The sequence below is a fragment of the Streptomyces sp. NRRL F-5727 genome, assembly GCF_000719555.1.
Lineage (GTDB): Bacteria > Actinomycetota > Actinomycetes > Streptomycetales > Streptomycetaceae > Streptomyces.
This window is the reverse complement of sequence record NZ_JOGX01000039.1, coordinates 18,430-44,132: the sequence shown is the minus strand read 5'-3', so window position 1 is coordinate 44,132 and position 25,703 is coordinate 18,430. Positions and strand designations below refer to the sequence as shown.

Annotated in this window: 19 protein-coding genes, 1 tRNA gene and 1 riboswitch; of the genes, 11 read left to right on the top strand and 9 right to left on the bottom strand. The window is 71.5% G+C overall.

What is annotated here, in order from left to right; genetic code table 11:
- Nucleotides 1-4: 4 nt before the first annotated feature.
- From rph to rdgB, 3 genes are all read left to right on the top strand, one after another.
- A complete protein-coding gene (rph, locus tag IF73_RS0124460) occupies nucleotides 5-736 on the top strand; it encodes a ribonuclease PH (protein ID WP_030760912.1) in 732 nt (243 codons plus the stop codon).
- A gap of 99 nt (nucleotides 737-835) precedes the next feature.
- Entirely contained in the window at nucleotides 836-1,222 is a 387-nt protein-coding gene (locus tag IF73_RS0124455) for a hypothetical protein (protein ID WP_031011666.1), read from the top strand.
- 8 nt (nucleotides 1,223-1,230) lie between these two features.
- Nucleotides 1,231-1,839 carry an RdgB/HAM1 family non-canonical purine NTP pyrophosphatase gene (gene rdgB / locus IF73_RS0124450; protein ID WP_031011664.1) on the top strand — a complete coding sequence of 203 codons (609 nt, stop codon included), beginning with the start codon at nucleotides 1,231-1,233 and terminating at the stop codon, nucleotides 1,837-1,839.
- 1 nt (nucleotide 1,840) lies between these two features.
- Here rdgB and IF73_RS0124445 read toward each other — a convergent pair.
- Both IF73_RS0124445 and bcp read right to left on the bottom strand, forming a co-directional pair.
- Nucleotides 1,841-1,924, bottom strand: a tRNA-Leu gene (locus IF73_RS0124445).
- 53 nt (nucleotides 1,925-1,977) lie between these two features.
- Complete coding sequence (gene bcp / locus IF73_RS0124440) at nucleotides 1,978-2,445, bottom strand: thioredoxin-dependent thiol peroxidase (RefSeq protein WP_031011662.1); 468 nt, start codon at nucleotides 2,443-2,445, stop codon at nucleotides 1,978-1,980.
- A 123-nt stretch (nucleotides 2,446-2,568) separates the two neighbouring features.
- On the opposite strand from bcp, the gene IF73_RS0124435 reads away from it, so the two are divergent.
- The 4 genes from IF73_RS0124435 to IF73_RS42195 all read left to right on the top strand — a co-directional run bounded on the left by IF73_RS0124435 (nucleotide 2,569) and on the right by IF73_RS42195 (nucleotide 5,939).
- Nucleotides 2,569-2,889: a DUF3618 domain-containing protein gene (locus IF73_RS0124435; protein ID WP_031011659.1), complete on the top strand. Its 321-nt coding sequence runs from the start codon at nucleotides 2,569-2,571 to the stop codon at nucleotides 2,887-2,889.
- Nucleotides 2,890-2,912: 23 nt separating this feature from the next.
- Nucleotides 2,913-3,248 (top strand): GroES family chaperonin, encoded by a 336-nt coding sequence (locus IF73_RS0124430; protein ID WP_031011657.1) that lies wholly within the window; start codon nucleotides 2,913-2,915, stop codon nucleotides 3,246-3,248.
- Nucleotides 3,249-3,290: 42 nt separating this feature from the next.
- A riboswitch (guanidine-III (ykkC-III) riboswitch) is annotated at nucleotides 3,291-3,364 on the top strand.
- Between the two features lie 32 nt (nucleotides 3,365-3,396).
- A complete protein-coding gene (locus tag IF73_RS0124425) occupies nucleotides 3,397-3,717 on the top strand; it encodes a DMT family transporter (RefSeq protein WP_031011655.1) in 321 nt (106 codons plus the stop codon).
- 185 nt (nucleotides 3,718-3,902) lie between these two features.
- Nucleotides 3,903-5,939 carry a serine/threonine-protein kinase gene (locus IF73_RS42195; RefSeq protein ID WP_107049327.1) on the top strand — a complete coding sequence of 679 codons (2,037 nt, stop codon included), beginning with the start codon at nucleotides 3,903-3,905 and terminating at the stop codon, nucleotides 5,937-5,939.
- 187 nt (nucleotides 5,940-6,126) lie between these two features.
- Here the strand turns inward: IF73_RS42195 and IF73_RS0124415 are convergent, their stop codons facing one another.
- Nucleotides 6,127-8,283, bottom strand: a complete 2,157-nt coding sequence (locus IF73_RS0124415; protein ID WP_031011651.1) for a transglycosylase domain-containing protein — start codon at nucleotides 8,281-8,283, stop codon at nucleotides 6,127-6,129.
- Nucleotides 8,284-8,624: 341 nt separating this feature from the next.
- On the opposite strand from IF73_RS0124415, the gene IF73_RS0124410 reads away from it, so the two are divergent.
- From IF73_RS0124410 to IF73_RS0124395, 4 genes are all read left to right on the top strand, one after another.
- Nucleotides 8,625-9,428 (top strand): ABC transporter permease, encoded by an 804-nt coding sequence (locus tag IF73_RS0124410; protein ID WP_031011650.1) that lies wholly within the window; start codon nucleotides 8,625-8,627, stop codon nucleotides 9,426-9,428.
- A 199-nt stretch (nucleotides 9,429-9,627) separates the two neighbouring features.
- A complete protein-coding gene (locus tag IF73_RS0124405; RefSeq protein WP_051717263.1) occupies nucleotides 9,628-10,410 on the top strand; it encodes an ABC transporter permease in 783 nt (260 codons plus the stop codon).
- Nucleotides 10,411-10,416: 6 nt separating this feature from the next.
- Entirely contained in the window at nucleotides 10,417-11,403 is a 987-nt protein-coding gene (locus IF73_RS0124400; RefSeq protein ID WP_051717258.1) for an ABC transporter ATP-binding protein, read from the top strand.
- Nucleotides 11,404-11,421: 18 nt separating this feature from the next.
- Entirely contained in the window at nucleotides 11,422-12,690 is a 1,269-nt protein-coding gene (locus IF73_RS0124395; RefSeq protein WP_031011643.1) for a DUF445 domain-containing protein, read from the top strand.
- 69 nt (nucleotides 12,691-12,759) lie between these two features.
- On the opposite strand, the gene IF73_RS0124390 is transcribed toward IF73_RS0124395, so the two are convergent.
- The 6 genes from IF73_RS0124390 to IF73_RS0124365 form a co-directional block, all read right to left on the bottom strand.
- Nucleotides 12,760-13,068 carry a hypothetical protein gene (locus tag IF73_RS0124390; RefSeq protein ID WP_031011641.1) on the bottom strand — a complete coding sequence of 103 codons (309 nt, stop codon included), beginning with the start codon at nucleotides 13,066-13,068 and terminating at the stop codon, nucleotides 12,760-12,762.
- Nucleotides 13,069-13,137: 69 nt separating this feature from the next.
- Nucleotides 13,138-14,994 carry a DUF1998 domain-containing protein gene (gene drmB / locus IF73_RS0124385; protein ID WP_031011639.1) on the bottom strand — a complete coding sequence of 619 codons (1,857 nt, stop codon included), beginning with the start codon at nucleotides 14,992-14,994 and terminating at the stop codon, nucleotides 13,138-13,140.
- Nucleotides 14,991-18,278, bottom strand: coding sequence for a helicase-related protein (locus IF73_RS0124380; RefSeq protein ID WP_031011637.1), 3,288 nt, complete (start codon nucleotides 18,276-18,278; stop codon nucleotides 14,991-14,993). The genes drmB and IF73_RS0124380 overlap by 4 nt, the downstream gene beginning before the upstream one ends.
- Nucleotides 18,275-20,197 (bottom strand): UvrD-helicase domain-containing protein, encoded by a 1,923-nt coding sequence (locus tag IF73_RS0124375; RefSeq protein ID WP_031011635.1) that lies wholly within the window; start codon nucleotides 20,195-20,197, stop codon nucleotides 18,275-18,277. The genes IF73_RS0124380 and IF73_RS0124375 overlap by 4 nt, the downstream gene beginning before the upstream one ends.
- Nucleotides 20,194-24,951: a DEAD/DEAH box helicase gene (locus IF73_RS0124370; RefSeq protein WP_031011634.1), complete on the bottom strand. Its 4,758-nt coding sequence runs from the start codon at nucleotides 24,949-24,951 to the stop codon at nucleotides 20,194-20,196. The genes IF73_RS0124375 and IF73_RS0124370 overlap by 4 nt, the downstream gene beginning before the upstream one ends.
- A 132-nt stretch (nucleotides 24,952-25,083) precedes the next feature.
- Nucleotides 25,084-25,326 carry a hypothetical protein gene (locus IF73_RS0124365; RefSeq protein WP_031011632.1) on the bottom strand — a complete coding sequence of 81 codons (243 nt, stop codon included), beginning with the start codon at nucleotides 25,324-25,326 and terminating at the stop codon, nucleotides 25,084-25,086.
- Nucleotides 25,327-25,703: the final 377 nt, after the last annotated feature.

Below are 25,703 nucleotides of genomic sequence, written 5' to 3'. Positions count from 1 at the left end.
TCCCATGTCTCGCATCGACGGCCGTACCCCCGAACAGCTCCGCCCCGTCACCATCGAACGCGGCTGGAGCAAGCACGCCGAGGGCTCCGTCCTCATCTCCTTCGGCGACACCAAGGTCTTCTGCACCGCCTCCGTCACCGAGGGCGTCCCCCGCTGGCGCAAGGGCAGCGGCGAGGGCTGGGTCACCGGCGAGTACTCCATGCTCCCCCGCTCCACCAACACCCGCGGCGACCGCGAGTCCGTCCGCGGCAAGATCGGCGGCCGCACCCACGAGATCTCCCGCCTCATCGGCCGCTCGCTCCGCGCCGTCATCGACTACAAGGCCCTCGGCGAGAACACCATCGTCCTCGACTGCGACGTCCTCCAGGCCGACGGCGGCACCCGCACCGCCGCCATCACCGGCGCCTACGTCGCCCTCGCCGACGCCGTCGCCTGGGCCCAGGGCAAGAAGCTGGTCAAGGCCGGCCGCAAGCCGCTCACCGGCACCGTCTCCGCCGTCTCCGTCGGCATCGTCGGCGGCGTCCCGCTCCTCGACCTCTGCTACGAGGAGGACGTCCGCGCCGACACCGACATGAACGTCGTCTGCACCGGCGACGGCCGCTTCGTCGAGGTCCAGGGCACCGCCGAGGCCGAGCCCTTCGACCGCGCCGAACTCAACGCCCTCCTCGACCTCGCCGCCGCCGGCTGCGCCGACCTGGCCGACCTCCAGCGCAAGGCCCTCGACGCCACCCTCTGAGGAACTGCCCACCCCTGAGCTGCGTCCTTTACGGCAAGGGGCGCGCGGCCGTACCGTGCGCCCCGTCGATATGTACGCAGCCAGGGGAGGACCCGAACAGTGAAGCGCCGCCGCACCATAGCCCTCGCCGTCGCCACCGCGGCAGCCGTCACGACCGTGCTGACCGGCTGCGGAGCCCTCGACAAGGCGATGGACTGCGTGAAGACCGCCGACGCGATCGCCACCTCGGTGGGCAAGCTCCAGGACGCCGTCTCCAACGCCTCCAACGACGTCACCCAGATCGAGGAGTCCCTGAACTCCATCTCCACGGAGCTCGGCAACCTCAAGAACACCACGGACAACGCCGACCTCTCGAAGGCGGTCGACGACCTCACCAAGGGCGTCGAGTCGGTCCGCGACGCGGTGAAGAACGGCGACGCCACGCCGGACATCACCCCGATCACCTCCGCCGCCACCGAGATCGGCAAGGTCTGCACCCCGGGATAATCGGGGGCATGACCCGACAGCGCCTGATCCTCGCCACCCGCAACGCGGGCAAGATCACCGAACTCCACGCGATCCTCGCCGACGCGGGCCTCGACCTCGACCTCGTCGGCGCGGACGCCTACCCGGAGATCCCCGACGTCAAGGAGACCGGCGTCACCTTCGCCGAGAACGCCCTGCTCAAGGCCCACGCGCTGGCCCAGGCGACGGGCCTCCCGGCGGTGGCCGACGACTCCGGCCTCTGCGTCGACGTCCTGAACGGCGCCCCCGGCATCTTCTCCGCCCGCTGGTCCGGCACCCACGGCGACGACAAGGCCAACCTGAACCTGCTCCTCGCCCAGCTCTCCGACATCGCCGACGAGCACCGCGCCGCCCACTTCGCCTGCGCGGCGGCCCTGGCCCTCCCCGACGGCACCGAGCGCGTCGTGGAAGGCCGCATGGAAGGCACCCTCCGCCACGAGCCGACCGGCACCAACGGCTTCGGCTACGACCCGATCCTCCAGCCGGCAGGCCGCACCGTGACGTGCGCGGAACTCACCCCCGCCGAGAAGAACGCCATCAGCCACCGAGGCAAGGCGTTCCGCGCGCTGGTGCCGGTGGTACGGGAGCTGCTCGCGTAAGTGCGGCCGGGGGGACTCGAACCCCCACGGGTGTTACCCCACTGGGACCTAAACCCAGCGTGACTGCCAATTCCACCACGGCCGCTCGCGTGCGCCAGGCCATGCTACTGGCCTGGCGCCACGCCCAGAAGGTCCCGCTCAGATGCCCAGGTCGCGGATGATCTTGGCTACGTGGCCGGTGGCCTTGACGTTGTAGAAGGCGTGTTCCACCTTGCCGGCCTCGTCGACCACGACCGTCGAGCGGATGACGCCCGTCACGACCTTGCCGTAGAGCTTCTTCTCGCCGAAGGCGCCGTACGCCTCCAGGGTCTCCTTGGAGGGGTCGCCGACCAGGGTGACCTTCAGGTTCTCCTTCTCGCGGAACTTCGCGAGCTTCTCCGGCTTGTCGGGGGAGACGCCGATGACGTCGTAGCCGGCCGCGGCCAGCACGTCGAGGTTGTCGGTGAAGTCGCACGCCTGCTTGGTGCAGCCGGGGGTGAGGGCGGCCGGGTAGAAGTAGACGATGACCTTGCGGCCCTTGTGGTCCGCGAGGGAGACCTCGTTGCCGTCCGCGTCGGGCAGGGTGAAGGCGGGGGCGGTGTCGCCGGGCTGCAGTCGCTCGCTCATGGCTCGCTCTCCTCGGGGTTGTGCGCGTACGCGATGAGCCTAATGGGGGTCGGGGACAGCCTCCCGGCGGCGGAACTGACAGACTGTCCACCAACGACCGATTACGACTACGGAGGCAGCGCGGTGTCGGACGCCAGGACCCCTGCGCAGATCGAGGCGGACATCGTCCGCCGGCGCGACCAGCTCGCCGTCACGCTCGACGAGATCGGCATTCGGATGCACCCGAAGACGATCATCGGAGACGCCAAGGCCAGGGTCGCCTCGACCGTCGAGGAGACGGCCGGACGGGCGTTCGTCGCCGTGAACCGCGTCGTCTCGGACGTGAAGGCACGTTTCACCCACGAGGACGGCGCCCCGCGCCTGGAGCGCGTGGTCCCGGCGGCCCTGGTGGCCGTCGCGGTCGTCGGGCTGCTCTTGTCCTCCTCCCGGCGGCACAAGGGCTGAGCGCGGCCGGTAGGTTCGTCACCGTGAGCGAGAACACCCACGACAAGCTGCCCATCCGGATGCTCCACGACCGGGTCCTGGTCCGCACCGACTCCCCGGAGGGGGAGCGGCGCTCCGGGGGCGGGATCCTGATCCCGGCGACCGCCGCGGTCGGCCGTCGCCTGGCCTGGGCCGAGGTGGTCGCGGTCGGGCAGAACGTCCGGACCGTCGAGATCGGCGACCGGGTGCTGTACGACCCCGAGGACCGTGCCGAGGTGGAGGTGCGGGGCGTCGCCTACGTACTGATGCGGGAGCGGGACCTGCACGCGGTGGCGGCGGACCGGTTTCAGAGCTCGGACTCGACCGGGCTGTACCTGTAGCGGCCGCGCGAAGGCCCTGGTGACCGGTGTCACCAGGGCCTTCGCGCGTTCCTTGCTAGGCTGGAGACACCCCGACGAGACGCGCCGTACCGGGTCACGCGAAAAGACGACGCACTCCTGTTGTCCGTCTCGCGGAGGTGTCGTCGTCATGGCCTGGGTTCTTCTGATCGTCGCGGGTCTGCTGGAAGTCGGCTGGTCGATCGGGATGAAGTACACCGAGGGCTTCACCCGGCTCTGGCCCAGTGTCTTCACCGCGGCCGGGATCGTCGCCTCCATGATGCTGCTGTCGCAGGCCGCCAAGACCCTCCCCATCGGTACCGCCTACGGCGTCTGGGTCGGCATCGGCGCGGCCGGTGCGGCGGTGCTCGGCATGGTGGTGCTCGGCGAGCCGGCGACCGCCGCCCGGATCTTCTTCGTCGTGCTGCTGCTGGTGGCCGTGGTGGGCCTGAAGGCGACCTCCGGGCACTAGGGCCTGTCTTCGGCGTGTCTCTCCGGCCGTTGCAGGCTCTCCGCACGAGGCGGGACGCGGCGGGGCCTGTGGGCGGCGGTGCCTCACACAGGCGATTCCCTGCCGGGAAGGGGCGGTTCGCGCCCGCCGCACGGAACGAAACCGTCCCCCCTCGCCGTTGGGCCGTTGGGCTACTCTCCTTCCTCGTGGACCAGTTGACCGCCGATGACCCGCCGCGCATAGGCCCTTACCGCCTCATCGCCCGCTTAGGTGCCGGCGGCATGGGGCGGGTCTACCTCGCCCGCTCCGAAGGCGGGCGGACTGTCGCGGTCAAGGTCGTGCAGACCGAGTTCGCCCAACACGCGGAATTCCGCTCACGGTTCGCCCGCGAGGTCACCGCCGCGAAGCGGGTCGGCGGAGCCTGGACCGCGGCCGTGCTCGACGCGGACACGGACGCGGAGACGCCCTGGGTCGCGACCCAGTACATTCCCGGACCCGATCTGCACGCCGTCGTGGCCGAGCGGCACGGGCCGCTGCCCGAGCGGTCGGTGCGGGTCCTGGCCAACCGGCTCGCGCTCGCCCTGCAGGCCATCCACGGGGCGGGCCTCGTCCACCGCGACCTCAAGCCGTCCAATGTCCTGGTCACCGTGGACGGGCCCCGGGTCATCGACTTCGGTATCGCCCGGGCGCTGGACAGCATCAGCGGGGACAGCCTGCAGACCCGCACGGGCATGGTGATCGGTTCGCCCGGCTTCATGTCCCCGGAGCAGGTGCGGGGGCTCCACGTCACCACCGCCTCCGATGTGTTCTGCCTGGGTTCGGTCCTCGCCTACGCCGCCACGGGGCGCCAGCCCTTCGGGGCGGCCGGCAACGGGCTGCACGCCCAGCTGTTCCGGGTCGCCGAGGAGGAGCCCGATCTGGACGGGCTGCCGGAGACGCTCCTCGGACTCGTACGGGAATGCCTGCGGAAGGACCCGGCACAGCGCCCCACGCCGGAGCAGATCGCCGCCCGCACCGCCACAGAAGGCGTCGACGAATGGCTGCCGGGCGCGCTGCTCGGCCAACTGGGACGGCACGCGGCGCAGTTGCTGGACTTCGATCCGCTGCGGCCGCACACGGCCCTCGTGCCGGGCGGGGCTTCCGCTCCGCCGGCGTCCGCCCGGCCCGTACCCACCCCCCGGCCTGTGACCGCACCTCAGCCCGTGCCCGCGCCGCCCGCCGCGCCTCAGCCCGTGCCCGCGCCCGCCGCGGCCCCGTCGGACGCGCTCGCGCAGGCGCCCACGGTGGGGCCGGGACACGACGAAACGGCACGCCCGCAGGTGTCGGCGCGGCCCCCGGAACAGCGGCGTCGCCCGGCCGTCGTGGCGGGGACGGCAGCCGTCGTGGTGCTCGTCACCGTCGGTGGCCTGCTCGCGCTCCGCCCGTGGCAGGGCGGGGCGGGGGAACCACCTCCGCTGAGTGCTCCGAAGGCGTTGCAGGGGAGCTGGGAGGCGCGCCTGAGCAAGGGGGACCTGCACCGGGAGGGGGCGCTCGCCCGCCTGCTCGTCGACGCGACGGGCACCGCCCGGTACTCCCTGCTCAACGAGGTGCGGCTGTGCGTCTGGGAGAGCACCGTCACCGCCTCCAGAAGTGACGCGATCAAGCTCGGCTCGAGCCGGCTCACGAGGGTGAGCCCCCGGTCCGAGGCGGACCGTTGCGAAGACGCCACCGAGGACTACAGCTCCTCCCGTCCGGACGGGACCGGGGCGTTCGTCGCCTCATGGAACGGTGCGTTCCAGTGGGAGGACGACCCGGGCTTCTACGACCACCACAACGACGGAAAGACCTCCTACGCACCTGCCATGTTCGAGAAGGTGCCGCCCGCCACGGGCGCGCTGCCGGAGAGGTTCCGGGGCGCGTGGGGCGGCCGGGCGACGGACGGCACCTACCGCTTCGACGTCACGATCGGTCAGGGCGCGGCGAAACGCGACATCCGTCTCGTGTCGATCAGCGCGGTGGGCGAGAGGTGCGCGTACAAGGCGGAGGTGTTCTCCCAGGATCCGACCCGGCTCCGCACCGCGCCCGCGGAGCTCGCCGACAGCAAGCAGCCGTCGGGCTGCTCCAGAAGCACCCCCTCCTTGACGTTCTGGGCGAGCGAGGACAAGGGAGGACGGAAGCTGTCCTCCAGTCCCCTCCTCGGCGCCGACACACCCTGGGCCGAGGCCGGCCACTGGGCGGCGGAACTGACCCCCGCAGGCACCTAGGGTGTGTCGTCGGCGGGGACGGTCTCGAAGGCCGGGGCGTCGCCCGCCCGGCCTGCGGTGACGCGGAGGGCCGGGGGCCGTGCGCGGGCGTCGCCGGCGAGAGGGACCTTCGTGCTCGGCCGCCGCGGGAGCGTCCGAGCGCGTGGTCGTCGGGTGCGGCCTGGCCTGGAGCCCCCTGAGGGCGGTTTCAGCGGCCGGGGCGCTTGCCGGGCTTCGCCGGGCCCGGGCCCGCCTCGCCCGTCTCGTACCAGTCCTCTTCCTCCCCCTCGGGCCCGTCCGGGACCGGCGGTACCTCGGGGAGTTCCGCGCCCGGCATCAGGCGCAGGTCGAAGTCGCGTACGGGGGTGTCCGCGAGGGCCTCGCGGGTGAAGCGGGCCCAGATCTCGGCCGGGGGGCCGCCGCCGTTGACGCGGGGGAGGCCGAGGGCGCCGTAGAGGGGTTCGTGGGCGCCGGTCTCGGGGTCCTGGCCCATCAGGGCGACCACGGTGGCCAGTTCGGGGGTGTAGCCGGCGAACCAGGCCGCCTTGTCGTCCTCCGCCGTGCCGGTCTTGCCGGCCGCCGGGCGTCCGGCGGCGAGCGCGGCCGTGCCCGTACCGGTCTCGACGACGCTCCGCAGCACGGCGGTGGTGGTGTCGGCGGCCTCCCGTCCGACGGCCTGCCGGGGTTCGGCGGAGGGCAGCGGCAGCGGTTCGCCGTCGCGGCTGACGGAGGCCACCAGGGTGTGGTCGCCGCGCCGGCCGTGCGCGGCGAGCGTCGCGTACGCCTGGGCCATGTCGAGGACGCTGGCGGTGGCCGGGCCGAGGGCGATGGAGGGGGAGGCGGTGAGGTCGGGGGTGGTGGCCGGCAGACCGAGGGCGACGGCGGTGCGGCGGACGTGGGCGGGGCCGACGTCGACGGCCATCTGGGCGTAGACGGCGTTCACGGAGAGGTCGGTGGCGGTGCCGACGGGGATCTCGCCGTAGCTCTCGCCGTCCTCGTTGGCGGGGTCGTAGGGGGCGCCGGGCCAGCCTTCGACGGGGCGGCGGTCGGTGCCGTCGTACAGCGTGTACGGGGTGATCGGCTCGCCGTACTGGGTCCGCGCGCCGCTCTGCACGGCGGCGGTGAAGACGAAGGGCTTGAAGGTGGAGCCGACCTGGTAGTCGCGGCGGGTGGCGTTGTTGACGTACTGCTCGGTGTAGTCGACGCCGCCGTAGAGGGCGACGACGCGGCCGGTGGCGGGTTCGACGGCGGCGGCGCCGGCGCGGACGTACCGGTCGGTGGGGTGGGCGGCCGGGTCGAGACGGTGGGTGACGCGGTCCTCGACGGCGCGGACGAGGGCGGCCTGCCGGTCGGGGTCGAGGGTGGTGACGATCCGGAAGCCGCCGCCGGCGAGGGTCTTCTCGTCGACGATCCCGCGGCCGGTGAGGTACTCCTCGACGGCCTGCACGACGTAGCCGCGCTGGCCGGAGAGGCCGGTGGCGGGACGGGCGGTCTGCGGGTCGGGGAAGCGGAGGGCGGCGCGTTCGCCGGGGGTGAGCCAGCCCTCGCCGACCATGCCGTCGAGGACGTATCCCCAGCGGGCGAGGACGGCGGGGCGGTTCTCGGGGTGGGTGGTGACGTCGTAGGCGCTGGGCGCCTTGAGGAGGGCGGCGAGGTAGGCGCCCTCGGCGGGGCCGAGGCGTTCGACGTCCTTGCCGTAGTAGGCGTGGGCGGCGGCCTGGACGCCGTAGGCGTTGCGGCCGAAGTAGCTGGTGTTGAGGTAGCCCTGGAGGATCTCGTCCTTGGTTTTCTCGCGCTCCAGCTTGATCGCGATGAAGAACTCCTTGGCCTTGCGGGTGAGGGTCTGCTCCTGGCCCAGGTAGTAGTTCTTCACGTACTGCTGGGTGATGGTGGAGCCGGACTGGCGGCCCTTGCCGTTGAGGGTGTTCCAGGCGGCGCGGACCATCGCCTTGGGGTCGACGGCGCGCGAGGTGTGGAAGTCGCGGTCCTCGGCGGCGAGGACCGCCTGCCGGACGCTGAGCGGGATCCGGTCGAGGCGGACGTTCTCGCGGTTGACCTCGCCGTCGCGGGCGAGGACGGTGCCGTCGCGGTACAGGTAGAGGTTGGACTGGGCGACGGCGGCGGCGTTGGCGGCGGGGATGTCCACGAGCAGGTAGCCGGCCACGAAGGCGCCGCCGAGGAGCAGTGCGCCGAGCAGGGTCAGTCCGGCGGCGGCGCGCAGCAGGCGGCGGGGGAGGGAGGCCCGGGGCCGGCCGCCGGCGCGGGGTGCGGCGAGGGTGGGGTCCCTCGGTTCCCAGCCCGGATCCGCGCCGCCGGGGTCGGGGGGTGGCGGGGCGGGGGAGGGGGAGCGCAAGGAAGGGGACATGGCATCACATAGTGCACACAATGCGGTCGAAACGCCCGAAGGTGACGGGTGAGCGGCGGGAGATCCGTCGGGAAAACCGCTCGCGGTGGTGTGTCCTGGGCCACTAGGGTCGTGCGCTTCGTCCTGTTCTTCCGGCCTGCCCGCGCGTCGTGGGCACGCCCCTCCCGGCATGCCCGCGCGTCATCGGCATGCCTCCTCCGCATGCCCAGCGTCATGGGCACGCCCCTTCGGCATGCCCGGCGTCCTGGGCACGCCCCTCCGGCATGACCCGCGTCCTGGGCATGCCTTCTTCCGCACGCCTTCCGACCCTCTGCCCTCGACCCCTGAAGGGAAGCTCCATGCTGCGGCTGTACGCGACCGTGGCCGCGGGCGGCTTCCGGCGGTACGCCACCTACCGGGTGGCCACGCTGGCCGGTCTGTTCACCAACACGGTCTTCGGTTTCGTCTTCTCGTACACCTACATCGCGCTGTGGGCCGAACGCCCCCAGCTCGGTGGCTACTCCATGTCCGACGCCCTCGCCTACGTCTGGATCGGCCAGGCCCTCATCACCGTCTGCGGCCTCATGGGCGGCGGCTTCGAGGACGAGCTGATCGAACGGATCAGGACCGGCGACATCGCCGTCGACCTCTACCGCCCCGCCGACCTGCAGGGCTGGTGGTGCGCGGCGAACGCCGGCCGCTCCGCCTACCAGCTGCTCGGCCGCGGCACCGTCCCGCTGCTGATCGGCGCGGCCGCCTTCGGGTTCACCCGTCCGGACGGTCCCGCCGGCTGGATCGCGTTCCTGTTCGCGGTGGTCCTCGGCTCGTTCGTCTCCTTCGCGCTCTGGTACCTGGTCGCGATGAGCGCGTTCTGGCTCCTCGACGGCCAGGGCGTGGTCCAGGTCGCCTGGCTGAGCGGCCTCTTCTTCTCCGGGATGCTGCTCCCGCTGACCGTCTTCCCCGGCGCCCTCGGCGAGCTCGCCCGGGCGCTGCCGTGGGCCGCCCTGCTCCAGGTCCCGGCGGACGTCTACCTCGGCCGGTACGGGGACGGCCGGGGTCTCCTCCGCGCGTACGGCTTCCAGCTCGGCTGGCTCGCGGTGCTGCTGGCGGCGGGCCGGGCGGCCCAGGCGGCGGCGACGCGCAAGGTGGTGGTGCAGGGTGGCTGAGCGGCTCCGTGAGGACACCTCCGCGGCGGACACCGCGCGGACGCACGGCCCGGGCGACGACGCCGTGCGGACGTACCGTTCCGGCCCGGGCGACGCCCCGCGGACGGACGGCCCGGGCGACGCCCCGCGGACGGACGGCCCGGGCGACGCCCCGCGGACGGACCGCCCCGGCCCGGGCGACGCCCTGCGGACGTACCGGATGGTCGCCGCCATGTGGATCCGCTCCACGATGGCGTACCGGACCTCCTTCGCCCTGACCCTGGTCACCTCCTTCTGCGTCACCTTCTTCGACTTCGTCGTCATCCTGCTGATGTTCGGTCAGGTGCGGGGGCTCGGCGGCTTCTCCTTCGCCGAGGTCGCCTTCCTGTACGGCACCACCGGCACCGCCTTCGGGATCGCGGACCTCACGCTCGGCTCGCTCCAGCGGATGGGGCGGCGGATCCGGGACGGTTCGCTCGACGTGTTCCTGCTGCGGCCGGCGCCGCTGCTCGCGCAGGTCGCGGCGGACAAGTTCGCGCTGCGCCGGCTCGGCCGGGTGCTCCAGGGGCTGATGGTGCTGGTGTGGAGCCTGGTGCTGCTGCGCGACGAGGTGGCCTGGACCTGGGGGAAGGTCCTGATGGTGCCCGGGATGGTGGCGTGCGGCGCGGTGATCTTCATGGCGGTGATGGTGCTGGGCGCGTCGGCGCTCTTCTGGCTCCAGGACGCCTCCGAGGTCACCAACTCGTTCACGTACGGCGGGAACACGCTGCTCCAGTACCCGCCGACCGTCTTCGCGCAGGACCTGGTGAAGGGCGTCGTGTACGTCGTCCCGCTGGCCTTCGTGAACTGGCTGCCCGCCCTGTACGTGCTCGGGCGCCCCGCCCCGGCCGGGGTGCCGTCCTGGGCGGCCTTCGCCGCCCCGCTCGTCGCGCTGGTCTGCTGCGGGCTCGCGGGCCTGGCGTGGCGCGCGGGCGTCCGTTCCTACCGATCGACAGGAAGCTGAGCGCACATGTCCCTCATCGAACTGGACGGCCTGGAGAAGACCTTCACCGTCCGCCGCAGGACCGGTGTCCTCCGCCGCGAGAAGCGGGAGGTACGGGCCGTCGACGGCATCTCGTTCACCGTGGAGCGGGGCGAGATGGTCGGCTACATCGGCCCGAACGGCGCCGGGAAGTCCACCACCATCAAGATGCTCACCGGCATCCTCACCCCCACCGGCGGCCGCCTCCGCGTCGCCGGCATCGACCCCGCGCGCGAGCGCACCCGCCTCGCCCGCCGCATCGGCGTCGTCTTCGGCCAGCGCACCACCCTCTGGTGGGACCTGCCGCTGAGGGACTCGTACCGCCTGGTGCACCGCATGTACCGGATCCCCGACGACCGCTACCGGGAGAACCTCGCCCGCTGCGTCGACCTGCTCGACCTCGGCGACCTCCTCGACGTCCCGGTCCGCCAGCTCTCCCTGGGCCAGCGGATGCGCGGCGACATCGCGGCCGCGCTCCTCCACGACCCGGAGGTGCTGTACCTGGACGAGCCGACGATCGGCCTCGACGTCGTCTCGAAGTCCCGGGTCCGCGCCTTCCTCCGCGAGCTGAACGCGGAGCGCGGCACGACCGTCCTCCTCACTACCCACGACCTCACCGACATCGAACAGCTCTGCTCACGGGTGATGGTCATCGACCACGGGCGGCTGATGTACGACGGCGACCTCGCCGGCCTGCACGAGGCCGGCGACGGCGAGCGGATGCTCGTGGTCGACCTGGCCCGCGAGCTGCCGCCGATCGACTCCGTCCCCGGCGCCCGCTTCGTTCGGGCCGACGGGCCGCGCCAGTACCTGGCCTTCCCGGCGTCCGCGTCGGCCGCCCCGCTGGTGGCCGCGGTGGCGGAGGCGTACCCGCTGGTGGACCTCTCGGTGCGGGAACCGGACATCGAGTCCGTGATCGCGAAGATGTACGGGGGAGCCCCGGGGGAACTCACGAGGAGCGCCGGGAGTCCCTGATGTGAGGAGGTGTGGCGGATGGTGAGTTTCTCGTACACGGCCGCGGACGAGGAGAAGAGCAGGGGCGTCCGCAGGATGAAGGCCCTGGCGACCGGCCTGCTGGCGCTGGTCGCCGTGGTCTACGCCCTGGCGACCTGGGCGGAGAACAGCGGGGCGGGCGCCTGGGCCGGATACGTGGCCGCGGCGGCGGAGGCCGGCATGGTCGGCGCGCTGGCGGACTGGTTCGCGGTCACGGCCCTCTTCCGCCACCCGCTCGGCCTCCCCATCCCCCACACCGCGATCATCCCCACGAAGAAGGACCAGCTGGGCGCCTCGCTCGGCTCCTTCGTCGGGGAGAACTTCCTCTCCGCCGACGTCGTACGGGGCCGCCTGCGAACCCTCGGCGTCGCCCGCCGCCTGGGCAGCTGGCTCGCGGACCCGGCGCACGCCGACCGCGTGACGGCGGAGGCGGCCACCGCCCTGCGCGGCGCGCTCACGGTGCTCCGGGACGCCGACGTGCAGGCGGTCGTCGGCGAGGCGATCACCCGCCGCGCCGACCAGGCCGAGGTCGCCCCCGGCCTCGGCAAGACCCTGGACCGCATGGTCACGGACGGGGCGCACCACCGGGCGGTGGACCTGGTCTGCGCCCGCGCCCACGACTGGCTCGTCACCCACGGCGACTCGGTGATGGACGCGGTCCAGGGCGGCGCCCCCGGCTGGACCCCCCGCTTCGTCGACCGCAAGGTCGGCGAGCGGGTCTACAAGGAGCTGCTCCGCTTCGTGACGGAGATGCGCGACATGCCGACGCACCCGGCGCGCGGGGCCATCGACCGCTTCCTCACGGACTACGCGGCGGACCTCCAGTCCGACACGGAGACCCGGGCACGCGTCGAACGCCTCAAGTCCGACCTGCTGACCCGCCCCGAGATCCAGGACGTCATCGCCTCGGCCTGGGCCTCCGTCCGCGCCCTCATCCTGGCGGCCGCCGAGGACGACCGCAGCCAGCTCCGCCTCCGCGCCCGCGCCTCCCTGATCTCCCTCGGCAAGCGCCTGGCCTCCGACCCCCAGCTCCAGCAGAAGGTCGACGGCTGGCTCGAACAGGCCGCCACCCACCTGGTCACCACCTACCGCTCCGAGATCACCTCCCTGATCACGGACACGGTGGCCGGCTGGGACGCCGACCAGACCTCGAAGAAGATCGAGGCCAACATCGGCCGCGACCTCCAGTTCATCCGCATCAACGGCACGGTGGTGGGCGCCCTGGCGGGCCTGACGATCCACACGATCAGCCACGCCCTGGGCGCCTGACGCCGGGCCGCCCAGAGGGAGGGACGGAGCCTCAGCCGCGCTCGCGGGTGGCGGCCCTCCGAGTCCGGCTCAGCCGCGCTCGCGGGTGGCGGCCCAGGACACGGCGGCCATCCCCCCGGCCACGGAGAACACCGCGGGCCAGGCCCCCACCTTCTTGGCCAACGGATGCGACCCGCCGAAGGCCGCCACGTAAGCGGCCGACAATCCGACGGCCGCCTTGACCCCACCCACCCGCTGCCACTCCCGAGCCGCCACCCCACCGGCCACGGCGAGCACCACCCCACCCAACGGCCGCTTCTTGGTCCACCGGGCAACGGCGTAACCGCCCACGAGACCGGCGGCGGCGATGGCGGGGGAGAGGGTGCGGGCGCTGGGCATGGCGGTACCTCGTGTTCGTATCGACGTGTTTGAAGGCAGCCTAACGAGGCACCGCTCCCGCACGTATGGTCAGGCGAGTAGCCGGGCGAAGAACCCGATCGAAGGATCCTCCGGTGTACCCACGAGCAGCGCACGGTCCAGCAGGGTGTTGTTGTGCTCGCAGCTCGTCTCGGGGAGCATCACGCAGGCGTGACACGCAGCGAGGTTGGTACCGGCGGTTCCCGACGCCCCGGATTCGATACAGAGGGGATCGGAGGAGCACCATGCGGACCGGTGCACGGCCCCGCGGACGGCGTCGGCCAGCCGGGAGGGCTCACCTTGGGCGACGAGACCCCCCAGGCTGCCGGCCGAGTCGCTCGTCGCCGTGTAGACCAGGATCCCCGCCATGCCCTCGTCGGCGTACAGGCGCTCGCGGAGCGCGGCCGCCGGGTATCCGGCAGCCAGGCTCCACTGGGTGATCAGCACATGGGCCAACGTGTGCAGCAGGATCATCCGCGGCCCGGCAGGGGAGGGCGGGACGAGGTCCGGGTCCGTCGCCCGTTGCCGCATGAGCCGTTCGTGTGCCGCGCGGATCCGCTCCGCCCGGGCGGCCACGGGCGCCGAGCCGGCCCATGGTTCCAGCCGGTCCTCGTCGAGTCGGAGGAAGACGCCCTCGCCGCGGACCTCCATCGCGGGCAGCCAGGACAGGGGCGAGGCCGAGAGCGCGGCCTCCTTGCCCTCGGTGGTCGAGTCGGGGTCGGCGAGCCGGGTGAACGCCTTGAGCGCTCGGACTTCGCGGAGCTTCTTCACCAGCATCGGGCCGGTGATCCCGAGGGGGGCCAGGGGTGCCGGATCGCCCACCGGTGTCTCGCAGACGAACTGTTCCTTGTGGGATCGCTCGCGCTCGTCGTTTCCCGCGCGGAGTCGCTCGTACTCCTTGTGACGCAGCGCGAGATAGCGGCGGTCGAAGGAGGGAGTTCCGTCGCCCTCCGGATCCTCCTCCCGCTCGGCGGCGAGGAGGGCCATGACCTCGTCGACGGGGACGGGGGGGTCGCCTTTGAAGACGAACCGGAGACACATCTCCACCGCGTCCCGTCCTTCGAGTTTGCGGAGCTCCTCCCAGTGCTCGTCGAGCGGGTCGGCCCGCCCGTCGCTCCACGGGGGGATGGAGAGGGCCGACTTCAGGACGGGCTGCCACACGGAGGAGGAACCGCGCTGGAGCGTGCGGGCGGACAGCACGCAGGGATCCGCGGGGACGGACGTGCCGAGCCAGGGACGTGTGCCGCGGCACCGGAGCCCCAGGTCCTTCAAGGCGTTTCGGCGGAACGAGCCCTCCATCGAGACGTCCGGCACCCCGCAGGTGCACGACACGATGATGGAGCGGAGGGAGGAGCTGCGTCCGGAGGAACGCAGCCCGAGGGTGCCGCCGCACTGCCCCGATGTGGATGCTCCGCCCGCCGACGACCGATGCACCCAGTGCCAGTACGGGAACTCGTCGAGGTGCCCGGCCTCACAGGCGATCACGAAGCGGGAGGGGACGAGGTCGACCCCGCACGATCCGCACTCGCTGCGTCCCGGGGGCGGATTGAACTGGTGCCACCGGCGAAGCTCGCCGCACTCGGAACAGGAGTGCATGATCGGGAACCGGCGGACCCGGACCCCGTCCTTGCTGGTGTCCTCGGAGGCGGGCGGCAGCCGGAAGTAGTCCACCTCGAGGAGTCGGGCGAGTCGGCGCTCACTGATGCGCGGGGACTCGGCGGGCAGCCAGTGCTCGTCGGCGCCGTCGAGACCGGAGACGACGAAGGACTCGTGGTCGACCGCGATCAGGGACCCGACGCCGTACGTGGTGATCATCTGGGCACGGCGGACCGCGCCTCGTCGGGGCAGGCTCGGCGCGGGCGCGCCGTTCGCACCGGTACGGCGGCGACGCGCGGGGGGCGGGGTCATCGGGATGCCTCCAGGAACAGGGCGGATTCGGCGTCCACGTCGCGGAGGCTCCACAGGGTGGGCCACGCCTCGGCGTCCTCGGACTCGTCGTCGTACGACTTCAGCAGCGACGGCCTCCGGTCTCCCCGCTGCGGCTCGAAGAGCAGGCCGCCGTGGACGTCGGCCTCGTCGCACCACCAGTCGACGAACTCGTCGAAGGCGCGCGACGCCGCCTCGAACTCCGGCGGCGGTGTCGCGTCGTCCTCCGTGGGGACGGCGGCGACGACACGGTCGAGAAGGATCTTCTTCACGTCCTGACGGAGCCGGTGCTCGTACGAGGCGACCTTTCCGGCGGCGTCGTTGTCCCGGGCCTCGGGGAGCAGGATGCGTGCGAGGGCGACGACGACGGCGTGGAGACCGCGCTCGCGGGCGCGTGCGGAGAAGGGGGTGACGGACGTGGACTCCACCTCGCGGTAGAGAGCCGAATGGAAGTGCAGGAAGTTCTCGTAGTGCGAGCGGTCGCGGGACCGGGTGGCGTTGAGCATGACGGCGACCAGACCAGGGTGGGCACGGCCCACGCGGCTGGTCGCCTGGATGTACTCCGCGGTGGTCTGGGGCTGGCCCATCACGGCCATCAGCCCGAGCCGGTCCACGTCCACGCCGACCGCGATCATGTTGGTGGCGAGGAGGACGTCCACCGTGTCCTCGTCGGGAAGCCGCTTCTCGATGCCCTTGAGGCGGGCGGGGATGTCGCTCGCGTCGACCCGGCTGGTGAGCTCCGAGTAGTTGGTGGTGGACCGGACCTCCACGCCTTCCCGCTCGGCCAGCAGCTCCAGATAGTCCACGACGTCGTCGTGGACCTGGAGTTCGGCCGCGGACAGGAGTCGGAGGCTGTTGAAGTAGCCCACCAGGCTCCAGTAGGCGTCGCGGACCTGGTCGCTCGTCCGGGCCTGCCGGGCCCGGTGCATCAGGACGGCATAGGTGCGGATGAGCAGGGTCGACTGGCTCGTGCCGGGGGCCAGCAGACCCACGTACAGGCGGCTGGCCTTCTCCTCCCGTGGCGTCTCAACGGCGAACCAAGAGTCCCGGGAGTCAAGTCCGGCCGGCGGGAACTGGCGTACTTCGCGCGCGAAGAGGCTGCGCCCCTGCTCGACCGCGCGGCGGATGGTCGCCGTGGAGGCGATCACCTTGGGACGGTCGGAGAGGGCGTCGACGGCGGTCTCGTACAGGCCGGTGAGAGTGCCCAACGGTCCCGAGATGAGGTGGAGTTCGTCCTGGACGATGAGTTCGGGCGCAGGCGTGGGGTCCTTCGGGTCGTCCCGGTTGAAGAGCGCCGCGGTTTCCGGCCGCCAGGGCATCGAGGCGAACTTGTCGACAGTGGCGATGACCAGGGTCGGGCGGGCGTCATAGACGGCCTCGTCGACCAGGTGGACCGGGAGGCCGTCCGCGAAGTCACAGCCCTCGCCGGGACAGCGCACGTGCATCCGCCGGGCGCCGAGGTCGACCGCGTAGGCTCGCGCGTCCAGCCTGGTCCCGCACCAGGGGCAGGCGTGCAGTTGGACGGGGTTCTCTGTGGCGAGCCGCCGGCCGAGGTCACGGCGGAGCTCGTCCAGCTTCTCGTCGGCCTTCTCCAGGGTGTTGGGTGTCGCCGACTTGCCGACCCACATCCCGATGGAGAACTCCTCGGTGCCCAGTTCTGAGGGAAGGTCCCGGCGCATGCGCTCCATGGCGCAGAGCAGGATCGCGGCCCGCTCGAACTGCTGGAGGGTGAGCAGTCGCAAGGTGTAGCGCATGAGGACGGTCACGCCCCCGCCGTCGGCTCCCTTCCGGATGCGGCGGAGGAACGCCGTGAAGGCGATCAGTCCGAGATACGCCTCGGTCTTCCCGCCGCCCGTGGGGAACCAGAGCAGGTCGGCGATCTTGCGGTCAGGGTGCTTCGGGTCGTCGATCCCGGACAGGCAGAGGAGGACGAACGCGATCTGGAAGGGGCGCCAGCGGCCGACCGCCGGGTCCGGCACGCCGTTTTTGCCCGCCTTGACCCACGCACTCCGAGCCCGCTGATCGGCCATGGCCCGGTTGGCAAGGCGGAAGGCCCGCATCAGTTCAGGCTTCTCGGTGTCGGCGAGGAGTGCGATGCCCGCACGGATCCTGCGCAGCGCCTCGCCGCAGCTGTCGACCTGATCGGCCGCGGACCTCGCGTGCGGAGTGGCCGCGAGGAGGCCCGCCTCGGACCGCTTGCGCTCGATCCACTGCTCGTACCCGTCGGCGAGTGCGCGCAGCGCGCTCAGGATCTCGGTGTCCGAGCCCTCGGCGAGCCCGAGCATGGACAGAGCCGAACTGTCGATCTCGGGGTTGGAGTCGGCGAGCAGCACCTCGACGGCGGGCACGAACTCGCTGCGGATCTCGTCCACAGCGGCCTTCCTGGCGTCCGTGACTCCGATCGGTGGCGCGGGCCAGTCCCAGTCGGCGGCGCACCCGTGCCCGACTGCGAAGGTCGGTGCGTGGCGGTGCAGCAGACGGCTGGTGGCCACCTCCTCGTCGTGGGAGGTGTGCGGGGCAGGGCGTTCGACGAAGGCTCCGGAACCGTTCGATGCCCGGACCGTGAGGCCGCACTGGAAGAGGGAGGCGGCGTCCTGCAGGTCGTACTCGCCGACCCGCTGGGTGTTGACCAGCGTCACGGTGACGGTCACGGTGCCGGTGGCCGCGTGAGGGCGACGGACGTTGACCCGGAGAGCGGCCCCGTGCCCGAGTTCGACCTCGATCTTCGGGTTAGGGGTGGTCACATCGATGGTGGTGTCCGGCAGCGACAGGATCGTGCGATGCCACTGTTCCTGCTGGTCGGAGGTGGTACGTGCTTCGGCCCGGCGGGCCGGGACGGGACGCCCGGCCGCGTCGGTGGGCACGTAGGCGGCGGCCCGGGCACCGACGACGATCGACCGGCTCTCCTCCGGATCGACCGCGAACGTGAGGCCCATCGATGAGGGGCGCCGGGATCCGGAGGTGCCCGCCTCGTCGGAGGCGGCCGGCTCGTCGATGTCCTTGCGGGACATCACAGGTGCGTCGTCCGGGCTGTTCTGCTCCTGCTCCGCAGCGCGGAGCAGGTCCGCAGCGGCCGGATCCGTCGACCGGGGGTAGAGGACGCCGACGACGTAGCGGTCGATCGGCGCGTCCTGGACGAGGACCTCGGCCAGGTCCTCGGGAGCATCGTCGGGGGCCGGTCCCAGAAGCTCACGGCGCAGCCCGACGAGGAGCTCCTCGTCCCGGACCCGGTAGTGCTCGGCGTGTCGGCCTGCCACGTGCGTCATGTGTTCCTCTCCTTCTCGTCGAGCTCCTCGCCGGCGCCGGCCCTCCGAAAGCGGCCGAGGCCGGTGAGCCGGGGGGCGATCCACACGCCGCGGTCACCCAGGCCGGCGTTGGCGCCGGCGGCCGCGCTGCCGGTCACAGCCTCCAGGGCGTCGACGCGTATCCCGTGGATCTCGTCCGGCCACCAGGGGTCCCAGGTCCGGTTCACCTTCTGGACCTGGAACAGGTCCTCGCGGAAGCGCTCGGAGACCTCTCCGATCTCCCGGCCCTCGTGCAGCAGGGCGTACGGCGGACTCTGATGCTCGCCCATCGGTACGTCGTGGCGCCGGCGCAGCACCACGGCGTCCCCGGGGGCCACCCGCTCCAGCAGATACGCCTGGGCCGCCGGGGCGTCCTGCCCAGGGCACGCGGGCACGTCACGGGCGACGTCACCGGCCTCGGCGACGATTCCGAACCGGTCGTAGGGCCGCCACCCGGCCACGTACCGTCGCCCGACGGCCTTCCGGGCTCCCGCGCGCCGGACGAGCGGCAGTTCGGGAACGGCCACGTGGTGGAGGTCCTGGCGGGCCCGTGTCATCGCCACGTACAGGGCCCGGGCCTCTGCGGGCAGGTCGAGGTCGTCCTTGTACTGCTTGCGGAGTTCGCCGACGGACGGAGGGGTGAGCACGATCACGCGGTCGAACTCGAGCCCCTTGGCCCGGTGCACGGTGGAAACGACGAGCCGTTCCGTCTCCGGGTCGGCGGCCTCGTCGGGGAAGCGCCCGTCGGCGACGACGCGACGGAGCTGCTCGAGGTCGAGTACGTGCCGACCGGCGCCGCGGGCGACGCGGCGCAGCACCGTCCACAACGCGGCCGGGTTCGCCTCGTACCGCAGGGGGATTGCGGCGAGCAGGGAGCGGAAGCGGTCCTCGGTGAGGCTGTTCGCCTCGGTACGGCGCAGTAGTTCGGCGACCCAGAACGGGACCGGTCGTTCCTCGAGCGGGCGTCGCAGCCGATGGGGCACACCGTGCGCGTGCAGCAGCTCGGACACGGCGAGGGCTTGGCGGTTGTCGCGGGTGAGGACAGCGCAGGTGTCGGGCGACCTGCGGAGACCGTCCAGGGTGAGCGGATCGGTGAGATCCGCCAGGACGTTGGCGGGCTCCAGGAGGAGTTCGCGCAGGTCCTCGTAGAGCCGCCCGGCCTCCTCGGGATCTGTCACCTCCTGCAGCTGTGGGCCCAGGTGAAGCGCTGTCCTGGCCTCGGGTGTGACGGCACGGAAGTTCGCCGTGAGGTGCAGCTCGATCAGGTCGTCGGGGTAGGAGGCGCGCAGCCAGTCGAAGAATCGCCCCGTCTCGTCGGCCCGTTCGGCCAAGTCGTCGATCTGGAACCCGTAGACGCTCTGGGCGGCGTCACCGACGACGGTGAAACCGCAGCTGTCCTGGTAGCGGTCGATCAGCGCCTCGACCAGCTCGCGGCGGCTGCCCAGCAGGTCCTGGACCTCGTCGATCACGACGTGGGCGGGGGGCACGGCGTCACCCACCTCCAGTGCGCCCTTCTCGACCGCCTGTGCGGCGGCCAGGATCCGCTCCTCGAAGCCGACACCGCTCCACTCCTCGTCGGGCCGTGCCTGCCGCAGGACCCCGTACGCCCAGGCGTCGAAAGTCTGGGCCCGCACGCGTGTCGCCCGGTCGCCGTGTCGGACGATCCGCTCGCGCAGTTCGCGCGCGGCGGCCCGGGAGAAGGTCAGCACCAGGATCTCGGAGGCGTCCAGGGCCTCCTCCGGGTCCGCGTGTCCGCACAGGGCGTCGAGCCGGCGCACCAACGTGTGCGTCTTGCCGGCCCCCGCTCCGGCGGTCACGAGCACCCGGGCGTCCCAGGGCTGCTCGACCACGGTCCGCTGCTCGTCGGTGAGCGGCGGACTGTCGAGGTACGTGTCGGTCACGTGCGGCTCCAGAGGTGCTCGAACTGGGTGAATGCGAGCTGGGTGTCGAAGTTCTCGATGTTGTCGCTGACGTTGAGGATCAGACAGGTGTCCTTGCCGCCGTTCCGGGGACCGCGCAGTCCACGCCCGATCATCTGCTGGTAGACGTTCGTGCTGTAGACCGGGCGTGCCACGACGACGACCCGGGTGGCCGGCGCGTCGAACCCCTGGGTGAGAACACCGTAGTTGGTGAGGACACGGATGCGACCGGAACGGAATTCCTCGATACGCCGACGACGGTCCGAGGCGCTGGTCGTCGCGTCCACGGCCGCGGAGGGCACGTCGCGGTCGTTCAGCAGAGCCGCCAGGTATTTGGCATGGTCCACCGAGGTGGCGAAGAGGAGCGTCGGCCAGTCCTCCGGCAACCTGGCCACCTCGTCGACGATGCGCCTGCTGCGGGCGTGGTCGTCGGCGAGCCGCTGCTCAGCGGCGCGCGTGAGCATCGACATCCTTTCGGCCTGCGCCCTCTCCTCTCGGGTCAGCTCGATCCGTCCGCCCTCGAGGGTCCGGTGCTCGACCTCCGCGAGCATGCCCCACTGCTGGAGATCTCGGTACGGGTCGCCGGAGGGGAAGACGCCCTCGTCGAGACGCCGGTTGCCGAACCGGCCGATCAGGCGCAGGGTCTCCTCCTCGTTGGCATTGCGGTACGGGGTGGCCGTCAGGCCCAGGAGGTGTCGTTTCGTCTCGTACCGGGTGAGTCCCAGCAGGCCGAGGATCTCCGTGTAACGCTTGGAAACGGCGGTGTGCGCCTCGTCCACGATCACCAGGGCCGCGTCCCGCAGCCACGCGTACCCGTCGGTTCCCAGGCAGCGTTCCAGCTTCGCGTCAGTGGCGACGACGAGGTGCGGATGGCCGACGACGTCGCCGACCTCGTTGGCGCTCCAGAGCCTGCTGATGGTGAGGGGGCGCTCCGCTCCTACCTTGCTCCACACGAACTTCCAGCTCTGCACCGCCTGCTCGCACAGCTCCTCGGTCTGCGCGATCCAGAGCAGTGGGCCCCGTAGGTCGCCGACCTGCTTCACCCAGCGGATGACGGCCTCCGCGGTCACCCGTGTCTTGCCTGCGCCGGTGGGCAGCGACAGCATCGCGCGCTGCGGGGCGAGCCGGTCGAGGAGGCCGCTGATGTTGCGGACCAGGTCCTCCTGGTAGTCGTGGAGGCGAGGGAAGTCCCGCGGGCCTTCCACCGTCTCGAAGGCAGGAGGCGCCGGCGTGCGGGAGCCCGCGAAGGTGACCGGGAGCCGCAGGTCCGACACGAAGGCGATGGCTGCCGACGAACCTCCGTAGGCGACGGGGGCGTTCGGGAAGCGGGCCTGGATGTCGCGGGCGTGCTGCTGGAGCACGCCGTCGCCGTGCGCGTTGAACGCCATCTGGGCGATCCGGTGCCCTGACGGTTCGGCACCGTCGGCCGCCTGCGACTCCGCCTCCATCAGACCTTCGGGCAGTCCTGCGCGGAGGGCGTCCGCGCCGATCAACAGTTCGATCTTGGTGACCACGTCCGGCGCCTCGCGGACAGCCTTGACGGCCGCCTGCATCGCGCCGTCGCGGGCCATGCGCTCCTGGAGCTCGAGGACGGCCCGGCACCCGCTCGGGCCCAGCCCCAGTTCCAGCTCCCGATCGATCAGCCGCAGCATCGGCTCGGGCTCGACGGGGACGAGGATCTTCACCGTGGTGCCCTGGCGCACCGCGTCCAGCGGCCGCGGCCGTGTGCCGTTGGGGGTACGGGTCAGCTCCTCCAGCTCGGTGCACCGCTGCACGAGGCTGCCCCGAGTGGCACTGTTCAGATGCTGACGCAGACCGGGGTAGAGCTCGACGACCGGTACCGGCTCGCCCTCGGGCACCTCCCGGGTCTCCTTGCTGACCACGTCCGCGAAGCGGAGCATCCCCCACTTCTCCACCAGCAACTCGGCGTCCTCGACGGTGGAGACCAGGAGGGCGGGCAGTTGCTCGGCGCGCAGTGCCCGGTATTCGGCGGTACCGACGGCGACGGTGATCTCCTCGTCGGGGCGGGTGCCCCAGGAATCACCGACCCGGCACCGGGTGAGGGTGTCCTCGGGGAACTCCGCACCGAACCGGGTCAGCATGACGTAGGTGGCGCCGACGAAGCTGTCGTCCTCGCTTCGGGACAGCTCGGCGAGCAGCGCGTCCCAGCGATCGGCCGGCACCTCGTCGACGGTGGTCGCGAGATGTAGTTTGCGGGCCTTCTCCGAGGAGATGTCGGCAACGGGAAGGACGTCGCGATACGCGGCCAACTGCGGCCCGACCGCTTCCGTCAACGGCTTGACTCCCTGAGAGGTGGCGACGTACCCGTGCTTCCGCAACATCCAACGGATCGGAGACGCCACGGACTGACGGGTGCTCGTCTGCGCACCGATCTGCAGGGTCCAGTTGTCGACCACCGCGTCGTCGGGCAGCGCCTTCAGGAAGGCGGCGCGGGACTCCTCGGACAGCGCGCGGAAGAGGTGCAGGGGACCGCCGACGGGCGAACCCTCGACCCTCATCCGGTTCAGCGAGGGGCGGGGGGCGGTGTTGGCGAGCCGCTTCAGGTACGCGGCGTGCACTGCCTCCCGATACTCCTCGAACCACCCCTCCGCCTCGGACTCGGGGCGCACCGCGGCCGACGGGCGCTCCCGCAGCCCGAGGTCGGGGAAGAAGGAGAGATCGTCGGAGTGGAACCGGACATCGACGGCGACGGCAGGGTCGCGCTCGGCCGTCACCACCGCGCCGGGCAGCATGCAGTCCCGCACGGGCCGGAACCTGCGGTCCGCGGTCCGCACGTGGAGGGTCTCCCGGGCCCGTGGCACCTTCTCCAGGACGGTGTGGGCGAGACGGCGCCCACCTGCCCGACGGAACAGCTCCCAGAACCGCTCCCACTCGGCGTCCCCGTATCCGGCGAAGCCCTGGTCGAGCACGCTGATGAACCTGCCCTCGGCATGCGCCTCCCGGATACCGAGCACGTTCAGAGCGTGGGCGAGCGACGGGTCCTGCGCGATCTCGCCGACCACGTACACGAGGGACTCGGGCAGTCCGCCCTCGTCGGCCCTTCGGAAGACCCGACCCGCCACGGGGGCGACGAGCCCGTGCTCCTCGGTGAGGACGATCTTCGCCTTGCGGGCCTCGGCGGCGTCGGGGGATCCCTTCTCGATCATGTCGGTGAGGATCCGGATCGCCGTCGCCGAGGCCACGGCGGTCTCGGAGGCCACGAGCGCCTCCAACCATGTACGGACGTCGGCCCGCTCGCGTCCGGCGGCACCGATGATGTGCTCCACCTTTCCGGAACGCAGGACGTCGGCCTCAACCGCCGGATGCAGCCAGTCGGACGGGCGGTCCGGGCAGGCGTGCCACAGCCGCAGCCAGCCCGAGAGGTGCTGTTTCGGTTCGAGACGAGGGTGGACGTGGAGTTCCGCCGGTGGGCGCAGGACTCCCTCCTGGTCGGGGAGGGACGGGCGTACGGCGGCGCGCGCCCAGATCTCCCGGGTCAGGAACTCGTCCGCCCAGCTGATGGCCTCCTTCACACGGCCGGGCAGGAGCGGGAGGTGGGCGGCGGGGTCGTCGGTGGGGGCGAGCCGGGGGAGGGAGTCCACCACGAGCTGCGCCGACACCTTGATCATCTCCTCGTTGAAGGCGGAGGAGTCGAGCAGGTTCTGACGGTCCTCGTTCGTCTTCCAGGCGCCGTTGAGGATGCCGCTCAGGGAGATCTCGTACTTCGTGGGGAAGAAGGACCAGAAGCGTCCGCGCCCGCGTGCCTTGGGCGACAGGTACAGCCCGGACTTCGGGTCCTTCTCCAGAGCTGGTACGGCCCAGGCGAGTTCGAGCGAGAGGCGATCGTGCAGTTCACCGGCGTCGGCCCGCGCGGCGGGGCCCGGCTCGTGCGTGACGGTGAAGACCCTCCAGCGGTCCGCCGTGGTCGGCTTCCCCGTGCGCTCCTCGTGCACGGTGTGCAGGTCACCTACCTGTTCGGTGGTCAGGACGCGCCGCACGACGGGCCGGGGCCGGCGGTCGTCGAGGACGACCTTCGCCACGTGTGGGGAGAGGAGTTGGAAGCCGAGGGGGAACTCCTCGCGGGACGAGATGCCCGACCGGCCGCCGTGCATGTCCTGGGCCAGTCGGTCCACGGCGCCGGGGAGCAGCGGGAGGCGCACGACCGTCGTGGCCCAGCGGAGCAGTTCGTCGAGCACGCCGTCCTGGGCACGTTCCACTGCCATGTCCAGGGGGCGGGCCATGCGCAGGACCGGGGCCTCGAAAGCCGTCCCCAGGTGTGCCTCCACCCCGGGCACCGCCCGAATGCGCTCGTACGCCCAGTCGCGGTCGAAGCCGAAGGAGCCGCTGGTGCTGAAGAACTGCGGGGCGTCCGTCACGACGAGCACCGACTTCACGCCGACGCCGAAGCGGCCGATCTGACCGCCGCGTTTGCGCGACATGCTCATCCGCAGGATGGTCTCCGCACCCTCGGGCGTGACGGGCGTGCCCTCGTTGGCGCAGTACAGGTGCGTTTCGGTGAGTACGACGTGGACCGTGCCGCCCGGTTGTGACGCGATCTCGTCGGCCGCGTTCTGCACGAGCTCGAAGAGCTGGCGGTCGCCGTACCCGCCCTGGGTGATGCGGCGCTCGCTGTTGGCATGCTCGGGGATGAGGCCGGGATCGACCGCGTAGGTCTGGAGGACGCGATCCGACTGATCGAGGACGGTCCGGATGACGGGGGAGTCCGTGGCTGACATGTCTCTGCGGCTCCTGGAGAGTCGAGGAGGGAGGGAAGAGGAGGTGCCGCGGCGGGCCGGCCCGGTTCAAGGTCCCGGGTTGCATCGGTGCCTTGCACCAGGCCGGCCAGCCGCGCGGAGGCGAGGGAGCGGTCAGCCGTCATCGCGGTGGTCAGGGTCGGGCTCGTCGATGACGAGGGCGTGGTCACTCATCATGTCGAGGTACTCGAGGGTCTCTCCGGTCATGTCGACGAGATCCTTCCGCGGAGCGCCGTGAGGCAGCGTGGAGGCGTAGAGCCCGAAGGCGCTGTGGTCCCGCCCGGACTCGGGCGAAAAGGCCCAAGCGTAGTCGTCGTCCGGGCATGCCGAATTCAGGCCCCCCGAGGAATTGTTCATGCGATTTTCCTTTCGAGAAAAGTGTGGCCGAGGAGTTTCACCCATGCGTGATGCGATTTAGGCATGGGAAATTCATGCAGCTACGCCGTGCAACTCGACGGCAGGTGTTCCTGCCTCGAGGTGTACTCGATCAACGCTAGGGCACAGCGCTCTTGCGGCGCCACACGATCCGCGAAGTTCTCCTCGTGGGATTTTTCGAGAACATGTGTCGGTGCGGTTCGGGATGGCTGAGGGTACAGCTCACCCCTTGTTTCGGAGGGCTCCTCCCCCGACTTTCACCGACCTAGATTACGAGCGATTCCAGGCCGGGTATAGAGCGAATTCAGGCCACGTGTCGCGTCGGGTGGCTGGATTCGATAGGCCGCCACTTCATATGC

Bases quoted from the DNA above. Each gene is read 5' to 3' on its own strand.
- rph (WP_030760912.1), top strand. From the start codon at position 5: ATGTCTCGCATCGACGGCCGTACCCCCGAACAGCTCCGCCCCGTCACC.
- rdgB (WP_031011664.1), top strand. From the start codon at position 1,231: ATGACCCGACAGCGCCTGATCCTCGCCACCCGCAACGCGGGCAAGATC.
- bcp (WP_031011662.1), bottom strand. From the start codon at position 2,445: ATGAGCGAGCGACTGCAGCCCGGCGACACCGCCCCCGCCTTCACCCTG.
- IF73_RS0124425 (WP_031011655.1), top strand. From the start codon at position 3,397: ATGGCCTGGGTTCTTCTGATCGTCGCGGGTCTGCTGGAAGTCGGCTGG.
- IF73_RS0124415 (WP_031011651.1), bottom strand. From the start codon at position 8,283: ATGTCCCCTTCCTTGCGCTCCCCCTCCCCCGCCCCGCCACCCCCCGAC.
- IF73_RS0124405 (WP_051717263.1), top strand. From the start codon at position 9,628: ATGGTCGCCGCCATGTGGATCCGCTCCACGATGGCGTACCGGACCTCC.
- IF73_RS0124400 (WP_051717258.1), top strand. From the start codon at position 10,417: ATGTCCCTCATCGAACTGGACGGCCTGGAGAAGACCTTCACCGTCCGC.
- IF73_RS0124395 (WP_031011643.1), top strand. From the start codon at position 11,422: ATGGTGAGTTTCTCGTACACGGCCGCGGACGAGGAGAAGAGCAGGGGC.
- IF73_RS0124390 (WP_031011641.1), bottom strand. From the start codon at position 13,068: ATGCCCAGCGCCCGCACCCTCTCCCCCGCCATCGCCGCCGCCGGTCTC.
- drmB (WP_031011639.1), bottom strand. From the start codon at position 14,994: ATGACCCCGCCCCCCGCGCGTCGCCGCCGTACCGGTGCGAACGGCGCG.
- IF73_RS0124380 (WP_031011637.1), bottom strand. From the start codon at position 18,278: ATGACGCACGTGGCAGGCCGACACGCCGAGCACTACCGGGTCCGGGAC.
- IF73_RS0124370 (WP_031011634.1), bottom strand. From the start codon at position 24,951: ATGTCAGCCACGGACTCCCCCGTCATCCGGACCGTCCTCGATCAGTCG.
- IF73_RS0124365 (WP_031011632.1), bottom strand. From the start codon at position 25,326: ATGAACAATTCCTCGGGGGGCCTGAATTCGGCATGCCCGGACGACGAC.